The sequence below is a fragment of the Amycolatopsis sp. NPDC051106 genome (genome assembly GCF_040682775.1).
Lineage (GTDB): Bacteria > Actinomycetota > Actinomycetes > Mycobacteriales > Pseudonocardiaceae > Amycolatopsis.
Map to the genome: position 1 here is coordinate 1 of NZ_JBFBBQ010000041.1, position 15,739 is coordinate 15,739.

Below are 15,739 nucleotides of genomic sequence, written 5' to 3' on the forward strand. Positions count from 1 at the left end.
CCCGTGCTCGCATCGGTCTCACTCCGGACTCATTCCTGGCGCCGGACGCCAGGAATGAGTCATTCACTGCATCGGAGGCGACCCGGCGCGGGGCCGGCAACCGGCCTCGCGTGGCGCCGCAGCCAAGCGAGGCCGCCCCGGCAAGGTGGCACCCCGGTTCCGCAGGTCAGCCGGCCGGGAGGATCCTTCCGCGGACCTCGCCGAAGCCGATGCGTGAGCCGTCCGCGCCCGGGGCCGTGCCCGTGATCACCACCTCGTCGCCGTCCAGAAGGAAGCTGCGCTCCTCGCCCTTGACCGTCAGGGGCTCCTTGCCGCCCCAGCTCAGCTCGAGGAACGCGCCGCGCTGGTGCTTCTCCGGGCCCGAGATCGTGCCGGAGCCGTACAGGTCGCCGGTGCGGGACGACGCGCCGTTGATCGTCAGGTGGGCCAGCATCTGCGCCGGTGACCAGTACATCTCGCGGTACGGCGGGCGGCTGACCTCTTCGCCGTTCCACTCCACGACCAGCTCGACGTCCAGCCCCCACGGGCGGCTCTCCCGCAGGTACGGCAGCGGCTCCGGGTCCTGGCCCGGCAACGGGATCCGCGCGGCTTCCAGCGCGAGGATCGGGACGACCCACGCCGAGACCGACGTCGCGAAGCTCTTGCCCAGGTTCGGGCCCAGCGGCACGTACTCCCAGGCCTGGATGTCGCGCGCGGACCAGTCGTTGAGCAGCACCGCGCCGAACACGTGCCGCGCGAAGTCGTCCGGGGCGATCGGGGTGTTCAGCGGCGTGCCCGTGCCGACGACGAAACCCAGCTCCGCCTCGATGTCCAGGCGGGTGCTCGGGCCGAACACCGGCGCCGGGTCGCCCTTGCGCTGGCCGCTCGGGCGGACGATGTCCGTGCCCGAGACCAGGATCGTCCCCGCGCGGCCGTGGTAGCCGACCGGCAGGTGCTTCCAGTTGGGCAGCAACGGTTCCGCGTCCGGCCGGAACAGCCGCCCGACGTTGGACGCGTGGTGCTCGGACGCGTAGAAGTCGACGTAGTCCGCGACCTCGAACGGCAGGTGCAGCGTGACGCTGTCCACCGCGTGCACGGCGTCGTCCGGGACCTCGCCCGTCACGAGCTCGGTCACCCGCGACCGGACGGCAACCCAGCGGTCGTACCCCTGCGCCATGAACGGGTTCAGCGACGGCGCGGCGAAGACGTCGTCGCCCAGCGCGCGAGCCAGGTCGAGCACGGAGTCCCCGACCCGGACACCGACGCGCGGGGCGTCCCCGCCGGCGGAGAACACGCCGTAGGGCAGGTTGGCGAGCCCGAACGGGGAACCGGCGGGGATGTCGATCGTGGTCATGCCTCTCCTCGGGGCAGCAGGCCGAGGGCGGCCAGCTCGGTCAGGGGGTCGGTGATGCTGCAGGTGCCGAACGACGTGAACCGCGCGCGGACGTCCGGGCTGAGCTCGCGGACGGCGGCGGCGACCACCGCGCCGTCGCGCTCGGCGAGGAGGGCTTCGCCGCGGTCCGGGTCGGCGGCCGCGAGCAGCAGGTTGAGGAAGCCGTGCTGCTCGAACCCGGTCTCCGGGTTGGTGTTGCGCAGCGCGTGGTGCAGCCCGGCGGTGGCCTTGAACGGCACCCCGGCCTCGACGGCGGCCCGGATCGACGCGGCCAGCTCGGCCTCGCCGGGGTACAGGTCCGCGCGGACGCCGCCGGTGCGGAACTTCGCGCGGTGGCCCGTTCCCGCGAGCGCCCGCAGGAGCGCCCCGCGGCGGTCGTCTCGCGGGATCTCGACGTACACCGGCGCGGTGGCGGCGGAAATCGCGTCGAGCATCTCGGCCGGCGCCCAGCCGTCCGGCACGGCGATCTCCAGGGCCTGCAGGTCCACGGGCAGCGTCTTGACGGCGTCGAGGACGGCCGGCAGCCGGACGGGGCCGCCGGGCAGCGTCACCGAGACCGGCAGCGGCGTCTCGCGCGGCCCGAGCAAGTCGCCCAGCGCGTCGAGGGCCGGGGCCGCGAGCACCAGCGGGCCGACGAGGTCGGTGTACCAGGCCCGCTCGTAGGCGTCGTGCGCGGCGATCGCGTCCGGCAGGGGCGCGAGGCCGGGCGGGAACACCGCGGCGTCGTCGCAGAGGCCGGCGAAGAGCGCGGGGATCACGCGACCGGCCCCCGTCCGGCCCAGGTCCACGCGTAGCCGGGGGCTTCGCTCGCCAGGCCGCCTTCGCCGAGTTCGAGCGGGCGGAAGGTGTCGACCATGACGGCCAGCTCGTCGAAGAACTCCGCGCCGAGGGAGCGTTCGACCGCGCCGGGCTGCGGGCCGTGGCTGTGCCCGCCCGGGTGCAGGCTGATCGAGCCCTGCGTGATGCCGGATCCCTTGCGGGCCTCGTAGTTCCCGCCGCAGTAGAACATCACCTCGTCGGAGTCCACATTGGAGTGGTAGTACGGCACCGGCACCGCGAGGGGGTGGTAGTCGACCTTGCGCGGGACGAAGTTGCAGATGACGAAGTTGTGGCCTTCGAACACCTGGTGCACGGGCGGCGGCTGGTGCACGCGGCCGGTGATCGGCTCGAAGTCGGCGATGTTGAACGTGTATGGGTAGAGGAACCCGTCCCAGCCGACGACGTCGAAGGGGTGCGTCGGATAGACGTACCGGGTGCCGGTGATGCCGCGCGAGCCGCGGTGCTTGACCAGCACGTCGACGTCCTCGCCCTCGGCCAGGAACGGCTCTTCGGGACCGTGCAGGTCACGCTCGCAGTACGGCGCGTGCTCCAGCAGCTGGCCGAAGCGGGACAGGTAGCGCTTCGGTGGCGTGATGTGCGAGTTCGCTTCGATGACGTACGCGCGCAGCGGCTCGTCGCCGGCCGGCACCCAGCGGTGCGTGGTGGCGCGCGGCAGGATCACGTAGTCGCCCTGACGGGCGTCCAGCACGCCGAACACCGTCTCGACCCGCGCCTGGCCGGACTCGACGTACACACACTCGTCGCCGACGGCGTTGCGGTAGAGCGGCGACGCCTCCCCCGCCGCGACGTAGGAGATGCGCACGTCGCCGTTGCCCAGGACCAGCCGCCGGCCCGTGACGACGTCGGCGCTCTTCCAGTCCTGGCCCGCGAACAGCTCGTGCAGCTTCAGGTGGCGTGGCAGGAGCGGGCGGTTCTCGGTGAGCGTCTGGTCCGGCAGCTCCCACGGCGTCGCGCCGACGATCGCCGACGGCACCCCGCGGTGGTAGAGCAGCGACGAGTCCGACGAGAAGCCCTCCTCGCCCATCAGCTCCTCGGAGTACAGCCCGCCCTCGGGGGCGCGGTGCTGGGTGTGCCGCTTCGGCGGGATGGTCCCCGCTCGGCGGTAGTACGCCATGGTTCGCCTCCTGACCGATCCGGCCAATGTAGTTCATATCTTTACTATCTCCTGGGCAGAGTAGTCCGCCGCCCGCCTCGCTGGAAGGGTCAGCCGAGCCGACGAGGCCGCAGTTTCCTGCTCAGCGCCGGCCCCTAGCGGCGACTGCGGGTGTCGGCCGCCGCGCGGCCGGTGATCAGCTTGCCCAGCAGCATCACCAGGATCCGCTGCTCCTCCTCGGTGAGGGCGTCCGTCCAGCCGAACTCGCGCTCGTTGTGCTCCTGGAACACCGAAACCATCTCTTCGCGGCCGGCCGGCGTCAGCGACAGCTGGACCGAGCGGCCGTCACGCTCGTCCGGGACGCGGTCGAGCAGCCCGTCCGCGACGAGCGGCTTCATCAGGTTGGACACGGCCGCCCGGCTCATCCCGGTGAGCCGGGCGGCGCTCTTCGGCTCCAGCGGCCCGGCCAGCCAGACCACGAACAGCAGCCGGAACGCCGACCACGACCGGCCGCGCGGCCGGTGCACCGCGGCCTCCAGGTCGTAGGTGACCAGGTCCGAGGCCCGGTTGAGGGTCAGCAGCACCTCGGTGGCCAACTGGTGCCGGAAGCCGTACTCCGTCGCGAGCCGGCGGTTGGCCAGCTCGACGAACGACCAGAAGTCCAGCTCCTCTTCCATCGGAGCACCTTAACAAATAGTCAAACTCGAAACTGGTTGTGCTAGCGCATCGGGCCCCACAGAGCCGAGACCCAGGCAACCCAGCCCCAGTCCCACGCAACCCAGACCCCGCGCAACCCCGATCCGAAGCCAGAACACGGCCGGCGGCGCCGGGTCAAGGCATCTTTCCCGCCTTGACGCGGTGTCGCCGGCCGTAGTCACAATCGGGCTTCGGGGTTGCGGAGACAGCTTTTCGCTACGGGTCGAGCCTAGAGCGAGCCGCCAGCCTCAGACACGCGTTTGCCCACGCGCCAAGGTTTCCGACAGCGCGTGAGCCTCCCGCAGCAACAAAGCCCCCAGCTGCGGAATCCGCTCACCCCCAAACCGATGCGCAACACCAGTCAAGGTAAGCGCCCACCGCGGCGCCCCACCCTGATCGAACACGGCCGCCGCAAGCCCCCAACTCCCCTCGACCACCAGCCCCGGATTAACCGCATACCCCTGCATCCGAGTCGCCGCAATATGCCGCCGAATCTCACCGACCGAGTGCTGAGGCCCGTGAGCAGCAGCCAGGTCCACCCGCGCCAGATACTCATCAACCTCCCGATCAGGCAGATGAGCAAGCACCACCATCCCGGCCGAAACAACCCCCAGCGGAAACCGCGCCCCCTCAAAGAGAACATGACTCCGAATGGGAAAAGCACCATCCTCCCGAATCAAACAGATCGTCTCTTCCCCACGCCGAGCCGAGAAGAACGCGCTCTCCCCCGTAGCCAAAGCGAGCCGCCGAACCACCGGCAGAGCAGCCTCCGTCACGTCATAGCGCCGAGCTGCGGCCACGCCGAGGAAGTACAGCTCCGGCCCCAAAACCCAATGATCGATCTCCCGCTCCACCAACCCGACGCTCTGCAACGACGTCAGCAACCGATGCACGGTCGGCCGCGGCAGCCCCGCTTCCCGGGCGACGGCAGTCGTCGTCGCCCCACCGGGCTCATGGACCGCGACCGCGCGCAACACCCGATGAGTCCGCCCGACGAGGTCTACCGGTGTGTCCACTCAGTGAACACTACCCCACCCACATCGACCGTGAGACGAACAATCACCTGGTCAAGCGCGTTCACTGGTTGACCACCTCGGAGAGATCCAGTCTGATGTCGGCCATGGACAAGGTGATCGTCTCGGCCGCGGAGGCCGTCGCCGACATCCCCGACGGCGCCACCCTCGCGGTGGGCGGCTTCGGGATGTGCGGTGTGCCCGCCGTTCTCGTCCACGCGCTGTTCGAGGCGGGGACCGCGGACCTCGAAGTGGTTTCGAACAACGCCGGCGTCGACGGCTGGGGCCTGGGGATCCTGCTCGGCGCCCGGCGGCTGCGCCGGGTCGTCGCCTCCTACGTCGGGGAGAACAAGGAGTTCGCGCGCCAGTACCTCGGCGGCGAGCTCGAGGTCGAGCTGACCCCGCAGGGCACGCTCGCCGAACGGCTGCGCGCCGGCGGCTCCGGCATCCCCGCGTTCTTCACCGCCACCGGGGCCGGCACCCAGGTCGCCGACGGCGGCCTGCCGTGGAAGTACGACACCGCCGGCGCCGTCGAGAAGGCGAGCCCGCCGAAGCAGAAGCAGAGCTTCGACGGCAAGGAGTACGTCCTCGAGCGCGCGATCGTCGCCGACTTCGGGCTGGTCCGCGCGTGGCGCGGCGACCGGCACGGGAACCTCGTCTTCAAGGACGCAGCCCGCAACTTCAACCCGCTGGCCGCGATGTCCGGCCGCGTCACGATCGCCGAGGTCGAGCAGCTGGTCGAGCCCGGCGAGCTCGACCCGAACGACGTCCACCTGCCGGGCGCGTACGTGCACCGCGTGGTGGCGCTGACGCCGGAGCAGGCCGCGGACAAGCCGATCGAAAAGCGCACTGTGCGCACCGGAACGGAGGCCGGCTGACATGGCGTGGAACCGCGACGAAATGGCCGCCCGCGCCGCCGGCGAGCTGCGCGACGGCGACTACGTCAACCTCGGGATCGGCCTGCCGACCCTGGTGCCCAACCACGTGCCCGACGACGTCGAACTCGTGCTGCAGTCGGAGAACGGCATCCTCGGCGTGGGGCCGTACCCGGAAGAGGACGCCGTCGACCCGGACCTGATCAACGCGGGCAAGGAAACCGTCACCGTCCGGAAGGGCGCGTCGTTCTTCGACTCGGCGTTGTCCTTCGGGATGATCCGCGGCGGCAAGATCGACGCGGCCATCCTCGGCGCGATGCAGGTCTCCGCGGCGGGCGACCTCGCGAACTGGATGATCCCGGGCAAGATGGTCAAGGGCATGGGTGGCGCGATGGACCTGGTCCACGGCGCGAAGAAGGTCATCGTGCTGATGGAGCACGTCGCACGCGACGGCTCGCCCAAGATCGTCGACGAGTGCACGCTCCCCTACACCGGCCGCGGCGTCGTCCAGCGGATCATCACCGACCTGTGCGTCCTCGACGTCACCGCCGACGGGCTCGAGCTCGTCGAACTCGCCCCGGGCGTGGATTTCGAGCAGGTGCGGAAGCAGACCGTGCCGCGGATCCGCGTCCCCTGAGCCGGGCGCCGGCTCAGCGCGCGTTCTGGTGCTCGGAGCCGGTGTCGAAATGGCGGTCGAGGTACTGCTCCGGCGGCAGCGGGCTGTCGCGCAGCAGCGAGAACACCTCGGTGCCGGGCCGCAGGACTTCCTCCCCGGTCGCGTAGGCCTGCGCGAGCCCGAGGTAGGTCACCCCGCTGTTCGCCGCATACTCCCCGGCCTCCGCCTCGGCCCGGGCCAGGGCCGTGGCGAAGTCGGCCGCCCGCCACACCGTGATCCGCTCTTCGTACGGCCGCCCCTCGGCTTCGGTCCACTGGAAGACGCACCGCACCGCGTACCACTCATCCGCCATGACGCCATCTTCTCCGGCCGGTCCGGGAAGCGACTCAACCCCGGGCGGCCGTCGCGCGTGTGAACGACGGACACCGCCGACCGAGTGTTGATTCTCTGGTGGTTTCTGAGTTGTTACGTTTGTCTGTGTTCCGTGTTATGTTCGATTTTCGAGCCCGCGGTAGTGCGTCCCCGCCCGAGGAGTCCGATGCGCCGTCTCGCCGTCCTGGTTCTCGCGCTGCTCTGCACGATCCCCTTGGCGCCGGCGGCGAGCGCCGCCGTCGCGCCCAAACCGCCGCCGCTGTCGACGCCGTGGACCTCGCAGGTCAGCACCACCGATCCGCTGCCCGAATACCCGCGCCCGCAGATGACGCGGCCCGACTGGCAGTCGCTCAACGGGGAGTGGGAGTTCCTCAACCCCGCCACCGGCGCGGGCGGCAGCGTCGACCGCTACGCCGCGCCGCCCCTCGGCCAGACGCTGCCCGAGCGCATCCTCGTGCCCTACCCCGTCGAGTCGGCGCTGTCGGGCATCATGCGCAACGACAACCGCGACCTGATGTTCTACCGCCGCACCTTCACCGTGCCGCAGGCCTGGGCCGGCCGGCACGTGCAGCTGCACTTCGGCGCCGTCGACTACGAAGCCACCGTGTGGGTCAACGGCGTCCAGGTCGCCACGCACAAGGGCGGCTACGACCGGTTCGAGGCCGACATCACCGCGCGGCTCACCGGCGGCACCAACGAGATCGTCGTCCGCGTCTACGACCCGACCGACGGCCGCGGCGAGAAGCAGCCGCTGGGCAAGCAGGTCAACAATCCCGCGGGCATCTTCTACACACCGACGTCCGGAATCTGGCAGACCGTCTGGCTCGAGCCGACCGCCCCGACGTCGATCTTCTCCGTCGACATCTACCCCAACCTCGCGAACAACACCGCCCGCGTCCGGGTGTTCGGCCGTGGCGACGTCGGCGGGTACTCCGTGCTCGCCGAGTCGATGACCGGCGGCGCCGTCGTGGGCAGCGCGACCGGCGGCTTCACCGAGTTCTCCGTGCCGGTGCCGGACGCGCGGCGGTGGTCACCCGACGACCCGTTCCTCTACGACCTGCGGGTGTCGCTGCGCAACTCCGCGGGGACGACGGTCGACCAGGTCATCAGCTACTTCGGCATGCGCGAGGTCGGCACCAAGAACGTCAACGGCGTGGTGCGCCCGACGCTCAACGGCGAGTTCGTGTTCCAGATCGGCACGCTGGACCAGGGTTTCTGGCCCGACGGCCTGTACACCGCGCCGACCGACGCGGCGCTGGCGTCGGACCTGCAGAAGCACAAGGACCTCGGCTTCACCATGGTCCGCAAGCACATCAAGGTGGAGCCGGCGCGGTGGTACTACTGGGCCGACCGCCTCGGATTGCTGGTGTGGCAGGACATCCCGTCGACGCTGAGCACCGACTCCAGCCGGACCCCGGCGCAGATCGCCGAGTTCGAGACCGAAGCCCGCGAGATCGTCGACGAACACCGCTTCTCCCCCGCCGTCGTGACCTACGTGCCCTTCAACGAAGGCTGGGGCGAGTGGAACCTGGACGACACCAAGCGGGTCACGACCAGCCTGGAGAGCTACGACCCGACCCGGTTGATGAACCCGCACAGCGGCATCAACTGCTGTTCCGCCAAGGGTGACCCGGGCACCGGTGACCTCCTCGACTGGCACGTCTACACCGGACCGGACGCATCCCGGCCGACCGCGACCCGGGCGTCCGTGCTCGGCGAGTTCGGCGGGCTCGGGCTGCGCAGCCCCGGCCACGAATACAGTCCCAACGGCCAGTTCTTCGCCTACGAGCAGATGACGAGCGCCGAGCAGCTCAACGACCGCTACACCGGCATGGTCCGGGACGTCCGGCAGCTGATGACCGCGAAGGGTGTCTCGGCGTCCGTCTACACCGAGATCACCGACGTCGAAGGGGAATACAACGGCCTGTTCACCTACGACCGGCGGGTGCAGAAGGTCGACACCGCCCGCGTCCGCGCGGCGCACGCCGACCTGATCGCCGCGTCGAAGAACCTGAACGCCGCCGTGCCGCTGACGCTCGGGCACGTCCGGTCGTTCCGGGTGACCACCCCCGGGTTCACCGACCGGTACCTGCGGCACGCGGACTCCTTCGCCCGCACTGACATCCTGACCACGGGCAGCGCCGACGGACCACGGCAGGACGCCTCGTTCCGGACCGTCGCCGGGCTCGCGGACCCGCGCTGCTTCTCGTTCGAGTCCGTCAACATCCCCGGCAAGTACCTGCGCCACGCCGACGGCCGGGTCCGCATCGACGGCGACACCGGCGGGACGTTCGCCGCCGACGCCACCTGGTGCACCCGGCCGGGACTCGCCGCCGGCGGGACGTCGTTCGAGGCGCTGAACCTCCCCGGCCGGTACCTGCGGCACTACAACGACAACGTGTACCTGGCCCAGAGCGGCGGCCCGAACCCTTGGGACACCGCGACGAGCTTCGCCGCCGACGCGACGTGGAACGTCTCGGCGCCGGCCCTGTGGCGCAGCTCGGTTCCCCTCGCCGTCAACGCGCGGCAGTCGCTGCGGGTGACGACGTGGGGGTACACCGACCGGTACCTGCGGCACGCCGGCGGCCTCGCCTACACCGCGGTCGTGAACAGCGGCAGCAGTGCGTTGCTCAAGCAGGACGCCACCTACACCGTGCGGCGCGGGCTCGCGGACTCTTCGTGCTACTCCTTCGAGTCGGTGAACTACCCCGGGCAGTTCCTGCGCCACCAGGACGGCCGCGTCCGCAACTCACCGGACGACGGCACGGCCCTGCTGCGCGCCGACGCGACGTTCTGCGCCCGGCCCGGTCTCGGCGGCACGGGCGTGACGTTCGAGTCGCTGAACATCCCGGGCGCGTTCCTGCGGCACTTCGACTCCCAGGTCTACATCGCTTCGGGCGGCGGCACGGGTTCCGACCGGCCCCAGACGGTGACGGCCGACAGCAGCTGGACCGTCGCAGCACCCTGGGCCCCGTAAGCCCAGTTGCCGGAGAGCTGAAGGGCACCTTCAGCTCTCCGGCAGCCGGCGGCGTTCGCGCAGGCGGGCCAAGTCCTCGCGCATCTCCACCGGCAGGAGCTCGGCCATCTGTTCCGGCCGCAGCGGCAGGTCGAGCAGGCTGAGCTTCACCCGGCTGCGCTGCGCGTGCCGCCCGGGGTCCAGGCGGACGACCTGCGCCGTGTCCGGGCGCAGCGTCGCGGTCAGCGGGGTGGCGGGATCCAGCGGCCGCCACGCGTTGCCGTCGACGCGCAGCATCGGTGGGGCACTGCGGGCCGCGCAGCGCAGCGTGACGACGTCGCGGGCGGGCAACACGATCGAGCGGCTGACGCCCGACATCGACGCCACCGGTGTCACCGCGAGCACCTCCGCCGCCGGGGAGATCACCGGGCCGCCGGCGGCGTAGTTGTAGGCGGTGGAGCCGGTCGGGGTGCTCAAGATCAGCGCGTCGCAGCGGTAGTAACCGAACTGGGCGCCGTCGACGAGCAGGTCGACCTCCACCGTCGCGCCGGGCTCGGCCCCGCCGACGACGACGTCGTTGAACGCGACCGCGGCCGCGTCGCCCTCCGCCAGGGTGATGCAGCTGTGCGGCTCGATCTCGAAATCCCCGGTGTGCATCCGTTCGAGCGCCCCGGCGAGCTCGGACGGCGCGATCTCGACCAGGAAGCCGACGGTGCCGTAGTTCACCCCGAGCACCGGCACCGGCCGCTCGACGGCCAGCCGCATCGCGCCCAGCATCGTGCCGTCACCGCCGAGGCTGACGACGGCGTCCACCCCGGCCGCGAACTCGGCGTCGGGCACCACCGGCACGCCGGCCCCGACCTGCGCCGCGTCGGCTTTCCGCACCACGAGCTCGACTCCGTGGCGCGAGGCGTACGAGACGAGCACCTCGACCGACTCGTGCACCGGCTTCCGCGGGTGCGCCACCACCCCGACACGCGTGATCTCCGAACCTGCCATGTGATCCATTGTGGCCGTCCGGTGATCGGAACGCGAAAATCCGCCCGAGCCCTTCCGGCGGCACTAAAGTCGGGGCATGAGGCTGCTGCCCGCGTTCGTCGCCACCGTTCTGCTCGCCGGGTGCTCGGCCGGGACCACCGGCACGCCGTCTCCCGCCCCGGCGACACCGGCTTCGGCGACGTCGTCGGCGGAATCCAGTGCTCCCCCGGCCCAGCCGCACAAGCTCGAGGTCAAGATCGAGGGGACGGCCGTCCTGATCACGCTGACCTACACCATCGACGGCGAAACCAGGGAAGAGAAGAACGTCAAGCTCCCCTGGAGCCGGACGTTCAGCTTCCCGGCCCACTCCGGCAAGCACACCTACAACGTCGTCATGCGCTCCGGCGGCGGCGAGGTGAACGCGACGGCCACAGTGGACGGACAGCCCTGGGGCCAGAGCCGCGGCAGCGGGGACGGCGAGTCGACCCAGTCGCTCAACGGCGACTTCAGCGACTGAAGCTTTCCGAACGCGACAGCGACCGGGTTCCGCAGTCAGACCTCGCGCACCGACTCCACTTCGAACCCGGCCAGCACGACCCGCGCGGAGCAGCGGCTGTGCCCGGAGGCGATCGACGGCAGCCGGCGGACGACGACCTCGTAGCGCCGGGCTCCCCCGGTCACCAGCACCTTCCGGACGTCGCCGCGGGGGTCCTCGTCGGTCGCCAGCACCGCGTCGAGGCCGCGCAGGCCGGTGCGGCCGCGGATCTCGATCTCGGCGAACTGCGCCCACGGGCTCTCCGCCGACGTCCGGCCGCGCAGGTGTTCCAGGCGGACGTTCCCGCTCAGCGCTTCCTTGGCGACGAGCTCGGCCTCGGTCACCGCGAGGCTGCCGTGGAGGTAGCCGTCGGGCACCGTCAGCAGGTTGCCGGCCCAGCGGTCGCCGCCGACGTGGCTGACCTCCCAGACCTGGCCGGGGTGGTTCTGCGCCAGCCCGGTCACCACCGGGCGCCCGAAGACGGCGCAGCACATGTCCTTGCTGCCGTGCGTGCAGACGAGGAAAAGCGGCCCGGACACCGGCTCGCCGTGCCCGTCGCGCCCCGCGGCGACGGCTTCGAGATCGAGGTGGGCGAGTTCGCCGAGGTCGGTGACGTCGAGCCGTTCGAGCCAGCGGTGTCCCGGCCGGCCACTGGCGACGTAGACCGCGCGCGGGGCGCCCGGGACCCGCGCGTGGCGGCCGGGCTTGCGGATGAGCAGGGGCCGGAGGCCGGCGTCGCGGGCCGCGTCGAGCCGGCCGGCGGGCAGTACTTCGGCCAGCACGTCTTCGAGAGCGTCCGGCGCCCAGGACCCCGGCTGCTCGATGAGCAGCCACGACGTCATGTGCGCGGCGGTCCCGGCGGGCTCGCCGCCGAGCTCACGGGTCAGCGCGGCGCACGCGGGCACCGCGGTCCGGCCGGGAGAGCAGGTTCCCGCCTCAGCCATCACCTCTGACTTAGGCATGCCTAAGCGTACCCGATTACGCGCGCGCCAACCCCCCTGATGTGACCCGCTCGGCGGTCACCACGCCCGATCGTGCGCTGAGCGGTCACCGAGCGGACCGGAACGGCGTCACGCCCGCGCGACGAGCCCCTGGGTGACCAGCTCGCCCAGCAGCGCCCGGACCGTGGCCCGGTCCACACCCGGCGCGGCGTCCGCCAGCACCTTGAACGGCTGCGGCGTGCCCCCGAGCAGCGCGGCCAGCACCGGCCGCGCGGGAGCCGCGAAGACCAGGCGCTTCCCGGCGCCGACCAGGGCCACCGTGCCCTCGCCGTCGGCTAGCGCGGCACGCGGGGCGAGCAACCGGACCTCGAAGTCTTCGTCCGGTGGCAGCAGCTCCGCCGTGGCCGCCCACGGCAGGCCGACGCGGGTCTGCGCGGGAGCCTGGGCGTCGCGGTCGGCCAGGAACCGGTCGACGAGGTCGTCCCCGGCGGTCAGCTCGGCGAGCCGCCGGCGCAGCGCCTCGGCACGCTCGGCCCGCACCTCGGGCCCGGCGAACCGGGGCAGGTCCTCCCGGAACAGCTCGTCGGCCCGCAGCTGGTCGGCCAGCCACGCCACCAGGTCCACGCCGGTGGCGGCGTTGAACCCGATCGTCAGGTGCAGCGACTCCTCGCCGACGGCGGACACGTCGTGCCAGTGCCCGCGCGGCAGGTAGAGCACATCGCCGTCTTCCAGCAGGAAGTCCTCGTACGGCTCGCCCTCGGGGCGGTCCGGCAGCTCGACGTCCCGCTGCAGCGGCGAGCGGCGGGTGACGCCGTGCAGGCGCCAGCGCTTGCGCCCGGAGAGCTGGATGATGAACGCGTCGTGGTCGTCCCAGTGCACGTCGAAGCCGTGCGTGGTGCCCCAGCCCGCGTACAGGTTGACCTGGATCCGCTCGCGCAGGTCGTGCTCCAGCCGGCTCGCCAGCTCCCCGACCCCGTCGACCAGCTCGTTGACCGAGTCGACGACGAGCGTCGCCCCGGCGCGCAGGTGTTCGGCGAAGGGCGCCGAGAGCACGCGCGGCACGAGGCCGTTGCGGCGGGTCGACACCATCTCGGTGTAGGTGTGCGCCGGCACGACGTCGCCGTCGAGCGCCAGGCGCAGCCGGGGGAACTCCAGGCGGTGCTGCCGCAGCACCCGGTCCAGCTCCGGCCACGGGAGGAGACCGGCGAACCGGCCCTTCTCCCCCGGGAACCGCCGCGGCGCCTTCCCGAGGACGTCGGCGAAGAACTGGCCGGCCTCGAGCGGAGCCACGAGGCCGGCCAGTCCGGGAATCTCCGTCACGGAACGGGACAACGGCTAGTCGTTGCCGTCGTTGTCGGCCACCGCACCGTTGGCCTTGCCCCGATCCACCGCGGCCGTCAGCGTTTCCACGCCGAGCAGCAGGCCACTGGCGGGCATCTCGTTGTGGGCGGCGTTCTCCTGAGCCATCCGGACCTCGCAAACGTCGACGACAGGGATTCCCACGCTACGTGAGAAACCCCGGATCGGGCATAGGTCATTTAGGTTGTCTCGGAGAAGCTGGCCCCTCGTGCGGAACCACCGGGCCGGCCGGACGTCCCTGGAGTGATCCCGTTCACTCGGACGGAAGGACCGCGGGTTGTCCCTCTCGACGTGCCAGGTGCCGGCCGAGGCGATCCCCGACGAGGCGGCGGGCAAGCCGCCGCGGCGGTGGTGGTTCGCGCTCGTGGTGGTCGCGCTGCTCGCGCAGATGGCGATCGCGATGCTCACGACGGCCGTCGAGCAGTCCCCGACCATCGACGAGCCGGTCTACGCGGGCACGGCGGTGGTCTACCTGGAGCAGCACAGCCTGCGGTACAACCCGGAGCACCCGCCGCTGGGCAAGCTGATCATCGCGACCGGACTGGCCTTCGCCGGCGCGCACCTCGATCCCGCGTTCACCGGCGACCAGACGCAGCTCGGCCGCCGCGTGCTGTACGAGTCGGGCGCCGACCCGGGCCGGCTGCTGCTGGCGGCGCGGCTGCCGGTGATCGTGCTGACGCTCCTGTTCGGACTGGTCGTCTTCGCGTTCGCGCGCGACCTGACCGGCCCGGCCGGCGGCGTGACGGCCCTGGCTCTGTACGCGTTCTCACCCGACCTCATCGCGCACGGGTCGTTGGCGACCCTCGACGTGCCGGTGGCCGGGTTCCTGCTGACGTCGGTCTGGCTGGCGTGGCGGGCCCGCCGTCGTCCCGTCTTTTACCTCCCGCTCGCGGGGCTGGCCCTGGGTGCGGCGGTGGCCACGAAGATGAGTGCGCTGGCCGCGGTGCCGGTGCTGCTGCTCCTGGCCGCGCTGTCCGCCTGGCAGGCCCATCGGGGCGATCGTCCACAAAGGATCGTCCACGCCGTGGCGGCGGCGGCCGGCGTGGCCCTGATCGCGGTCGCCGTCGTGTGGGCCGCCTACCTCGCCGTGGACCCGCGGCTGCGCTGGGCGGCGCCGCCGGACCTGCCGGCCGTCCACGGACTGCGCTCGCTCGCCGACCGGCTGCCGCTGCCCCGGCCGTACCTCGACGGGATGCGCGTCCAGTTCGGCTTCGAAGACCGGACGTGGAGCACCTTCCTGCTCGGCACGTACCACCCCGGTTCGCTGTGGTACTACCTGCCGGTCGCGCTGCTGGTGAAGACGCCGCTGGGCACCCTCGCCCTCGGGTTGGCGGGCGCGGTCGCCCTGGTGGTCCTTCCCCGGCTCCGCCCGGCGGCACCGTACGTTCTCGTCCCCACGGCCGTGCTGCTGGCCGCGGCCATGACCAGCACGCGCGACCTCGGCGTCCGGTACGCACTCTTCGTCCCGATGTTCCTGGCGATCGCGGCGGCGGGCCTCGTCACCCTCCGCCGCAGGTGGGCGCAGGGGGCGGTGGCGGCCCTGGTCGTGTTCGCGGCGGTGAGTTCGCTGCGGACGTTCCCCTACTACCTGCCGTACTCCAACGAGGCGTTCGGCGGCCCGGCCCGGACCCACCTGAACCTGCACGATTCGAACGTCGACTGGGGCCAGGACCTGCGCCGGCTGGCGGACCGCCTGCCGGACGAGCGGGTCTGGCTCGTCTACAAGGGCAGCGGGGTGCCGTCCGCGTACGGCATCGACGCGGCCGACCCGCTCTCCGTGCCCGCGGAGGAGGTGCACGGCCTGCTCGCGGTATCGGATTCCGCCATCGCCAAGGCGGACGCCCGCTTGGCGGCGCTGATCGCCGGCAGCACCCCGATCGACGAGGTCGGCCACTCCATCACGATCTACCGCCGCCCGTGACCGAGTCCTCGTCTGCACCGGACCGGGTGCGGCTCGGGGCGCACGGCGCGAGCCCGGTGGACCAGCGGTTCAGCCGCCGGCGCGGGGTAACCGGGCCGGCGGGCGAAGGTCGTGCGGCACCCCGCGACGAGCACCGCGCCCGGGTCCACCCGCCCCCCGGGACCCGGCCGGC

The 15,739-nt window shown here is 71.7% G+C and carries 15 protein-coding genes; 5 read left to right on the plus strand and 10 right to left on the minus strand.

All coding sequences use genetic code 11. The features are described 5' to 3' along the window. Positions 1–166: 166 nt before the first annotated feature. The 5 genes from fahA to AB0M83_RS27505 form a co-directional block, all read right to left on the minus strand. The gene (fahA, locus tag AB0M83_RS27485) at positions 167–1,333 is read right to left on the minus strand and encodes a fumarylacetoacetase (RefSeq protein ID WP_364521257.1); all 1,167 of its coding nucleotides are present in this window, start codon (positions 1,331–1,333) and stop codon (positions 167–169) included. Further along, positions 1,330–2,160 (minus strand): hypothetical protein, encoded by an 831-nt coding sequence (locus tag AB0M83_RS27490; RefSeq protein ID WP_364521258.1) that lies wholly within the window; start codon positions 2,158–2,160, stop codon positions 1,330–1,332. Before AB0M83_RS27490 ends, fahA begins: the two co-directional genes overlap by 4 nt. Continuing rightward, on the minus strand, positions 2,127–3,326 hold the full coding sequence (locus tag AB0M83_RS27495) for a cupin domain-containing protein (protein WP_364521259.1): 1,200 nt from the start codon (positions 3,324–3,326) through the stop codon (positions 2,127–2,129). The genes AB0M83_RS27490 and AB0M83_RS27495 overlap by 34 nt, the downstream gene beginning before the upstream one ends. 134 nt (positions 3,327–3,460) lie before the next feature. Then, positions 3,461–3,982: a MarR family transcriptional regulator gene (locus AB0M83_RS27500; protein WP_364521260.1), complete on the minus strand. Its 522-nt coding sequence runs from the start codon at positions 3,980–3,982 to the stop codon at positions 3,461–3,463. Between the two features lie 267 nt (positions 3,983–4,249). Continuing rightward, complete coding sequence (locus AB0M83_RS27505; RefSeq protein ID WP_364521261.1) at positions 4,250–5,017, minus strand: IclR family transcriptional regulator; 768 nt, start codon at positions 5,015–5,017, stop codon at positions 4,250–4,252. A gap of 104 nt (positions 5,018–5,121) precedes the next feature. On the opposite strand from AB0M83_RS27505, the gene AB0M83_RS27510 reads away from it, so the two are divergent. Together AB0M83_RS27510 and AB0M83_RS27515 are read left to right on the plus strand one after the other, a co-directional pair. Beyond that, positions 5,122–5,892, plus strand: a complete 771-nt coding sequence (locus tag AB0M83_RS27510) for a CoA transferase subunit A (protein WP_364521262.1) — start codon at positions 5,122–5,124, stop codon at positions 5,890–5,892. Position 5,893: 1 nt separating this feature from the next. Then, positions 5,894–6,526 (plus strand): CoA transferase subunit B, encoded by a 633-nt coding sequence (locus AB0M83_RS27515; protein ID WP_364521263.1) that lies wholly within the window; start codon positions 5,894–5,896, stop codon positions 6,524–6,526. Positions 6,527–6,539: 13 nt separating this feature from the next. On the opposite strand, the gene AB0M83_RS27520 is transcribed toward AB0M83_RS27515, so the two are convergent. Next, positions 6,540–6,857: a hypothetical protein gene (locus tag AB0M83_RS27520; protein WP_364521264.1), complete on the minus strand. Its 318-nt coding sequence runs from the start codon at positions 6,855–6,857 to the stop codon at positions 6,540–6,542. Positions 6,858–7,043: 186 nt separating this feature from the next. On the opposite strand from AB0M83_RS27520, the gene AB0M83_RS27525 reads away from it, so the two are divergent. Further along, the gene (locus AB0M83_RS27525) at positions 7,044–9,854 is read left to right on the plus strand and encodes an AbfB domain-containing protein (protein WP_364521265.1); all 2,811 of its coding nucleotides are present in this window, start codon (positions 7,044–7,046) and stop codon (positions 9,852–9,854) included. A 30-nt stretch (positions 9,855–9,884) separates the two neighbouring features. On the opposite strand, the gene AB0M83_RS27530 is transcribed toward AB0M83_RS27525, so the two are convergent. After that, on the minus strand, positions 9,885–10,832 hold the full coding sequence (locus tag AB0M83_RS27530) for an NAD(+)/NADH kinase (protein WP_364521266.1): 948 nt from the start codon (positions 10,830–10,832) through the stop codon (positions 9,885–9,887). 76 nt (positions 10,833–10,908) lie between these two features. Between AB0M83_RS27530 and AB0M83_RS27535 the strand changes: the two genes are divergently transcribed. Next, the gene (locus tag AB0M83_RS27535) at positions 10,909–11,328 is read left to right on the plus strand and encodes a hypothetical protein (RefSeq protein WP_364521267.1); all 420 of its coding nucleotides are present in this window, start codon (positions 10,909–10,911) and stop codon (positions 11,326–11,328) included. 35 nt (positions 11,329–11,363) lie between these two features. Here the strand turns inward: AB0M83_RS27535 and AB0M83_RS27540 are convergent, their stop codons facing one another. From AB0M83_RS27540 to AB0M83_RS27550, 3 genes are all read right to left on the minus strand, one after another. Beyond that, the gene (locus AB0M83_RS27540; protein WP_364521268.1) at positions 11,364–12,290 is read right to left on the minus strand and encodes a sucrase ferredoxin; all 927 of its coding nucleotides are present in this window, start codon (positions 12,288–12,290) and stop codon (positions 11,364–11,366) included. 126 nt (positions 12,291–12,416) lie between these two features. Continuing rightward, the gene (locus AB0M83_RS27545) at positions 12,417–13,607 is read right to left on the minus strand and encodes a cupin domain-containing protein (RefSeq protein ID WP_364521269.1); all 1,191 of its coding nucleotides are present in this window, start codon (positions 13,605–13,607) and stop codon (positions 12,417–12,419) included. A 15-nt stretch (positions 13,608–13,622) separates the two neighbouring features. Continuing rightward, positions 13,623–13,754 (minus strand): hypothetical protein, encoded by a 132-nt coding sequence (locus AB0M83_RS27550; RefSeq protein WP_364521270.1) that lies wholly within the window; start codon positions 13,752–13,754, stop codon positions 13,623–13,625. A gap of 169 nt (positions 13,755–13,923) precedes the next feature. Between AB0M83_RS27550 and AB0M83_RS27555 the strand changes: the two genes are divergently transcribed. After that, complete coding sequence (locus tag AB0M83_RS27555; protein WP_364521271.1) at positions 13,924–15,567, plus strand: phospholipid carrier-dependent glycosyltransferase; 1,644 nt, start codon at positions 13,924–13,926, stop codon at positions 15,565–15,567. Positions 15,568–15,739: the final 172 nt, after the last annotated feature.

Excerpts from the sequence above, each read along its gene's own strand:
- fahA (WP_364521257.1), bottom strand. The coding sequence starts at position 1,333 with ATGACCACGATCGACATCCCCGCCGGTTCCCCGTTCGGGCTCGCCAAC.
- AB0M83_RS27495 (WP_364521259.1), bottom strand. The coding sequence starts at position 3,326 with ATGGCGTACTACCGCCGAGCGGGGACCATCCCGCCGAAGCGGCACACC.
- AB0M83_RS27500 (WP_364521260.1), bottom strand. The coding sequence starts at position 3,982 with ATGGAAGAGGAGCTGGACTTCTGGTCGTTCGTCGAGCTGGCCAACCGC.
- AB0M83_RS27510 (WP_364521262.1), top strand. The coding sequence starts at position 5,122 with ATGGACAAGGTGATCGTCTCGGCCGCGGAGGCCGTCGCCGACATCCCC.
- AB0M83_RS27515 (WP_364521263.1), top strand. The coding sequence starts at position 5,894 with ATGGCGTGGAACCGCGACGAAATGGCCGCCCGCGCCGCCGGCGAGCTG.
- AB0M83_RS27520 (WP_364521264.1), bottom strand. The coding sequence starts at position 6,857 with ATGGCGGATGAGTGGTACGCGGTGCGGTGCGTCTTCCAGTGGACCGAA.
- AB0M83_RS27525 (WP_364521265.1), top strand. The coding sequence starts at position 7,044 with ATGCGCCGTCTCGCCGTCCTGGTTCTCGCGCTGCTCTGCACGATCCCC.
- AB0M83_RS27530 (WP_364521266.1), bottom strand. The coding sequence starts at position 10,832 with ATGGCAGGTTCGGAGATCACGCGTGTCGGGGTGGTGGCGCACCCGCGG.
- AB0M83_RS27535 (WP_364521267.1), top strand. The coding sequence starts at position 10,909 with ATGAGGCTGCTGCCCGCGTTCGTCGCCACCGTTCTGCTCGCCGGGTGC.
- AB0M83_RS27540 (WP_364521268.1), bottom strand. The coding sequence starts at position 12,290 with ATGGCTGAGGCGGGAACCTGCTCTCCCGGCCGGACCGCGGTGCCCGCG.
- AB0M83_RS27550 (WP_364521270.1), bottom strand. The coding sequence starts at position 13,754 with ATGGCTCAGGAGAACGCCGCCCACAACGAGATGCCCGCCAGTGGCCTG.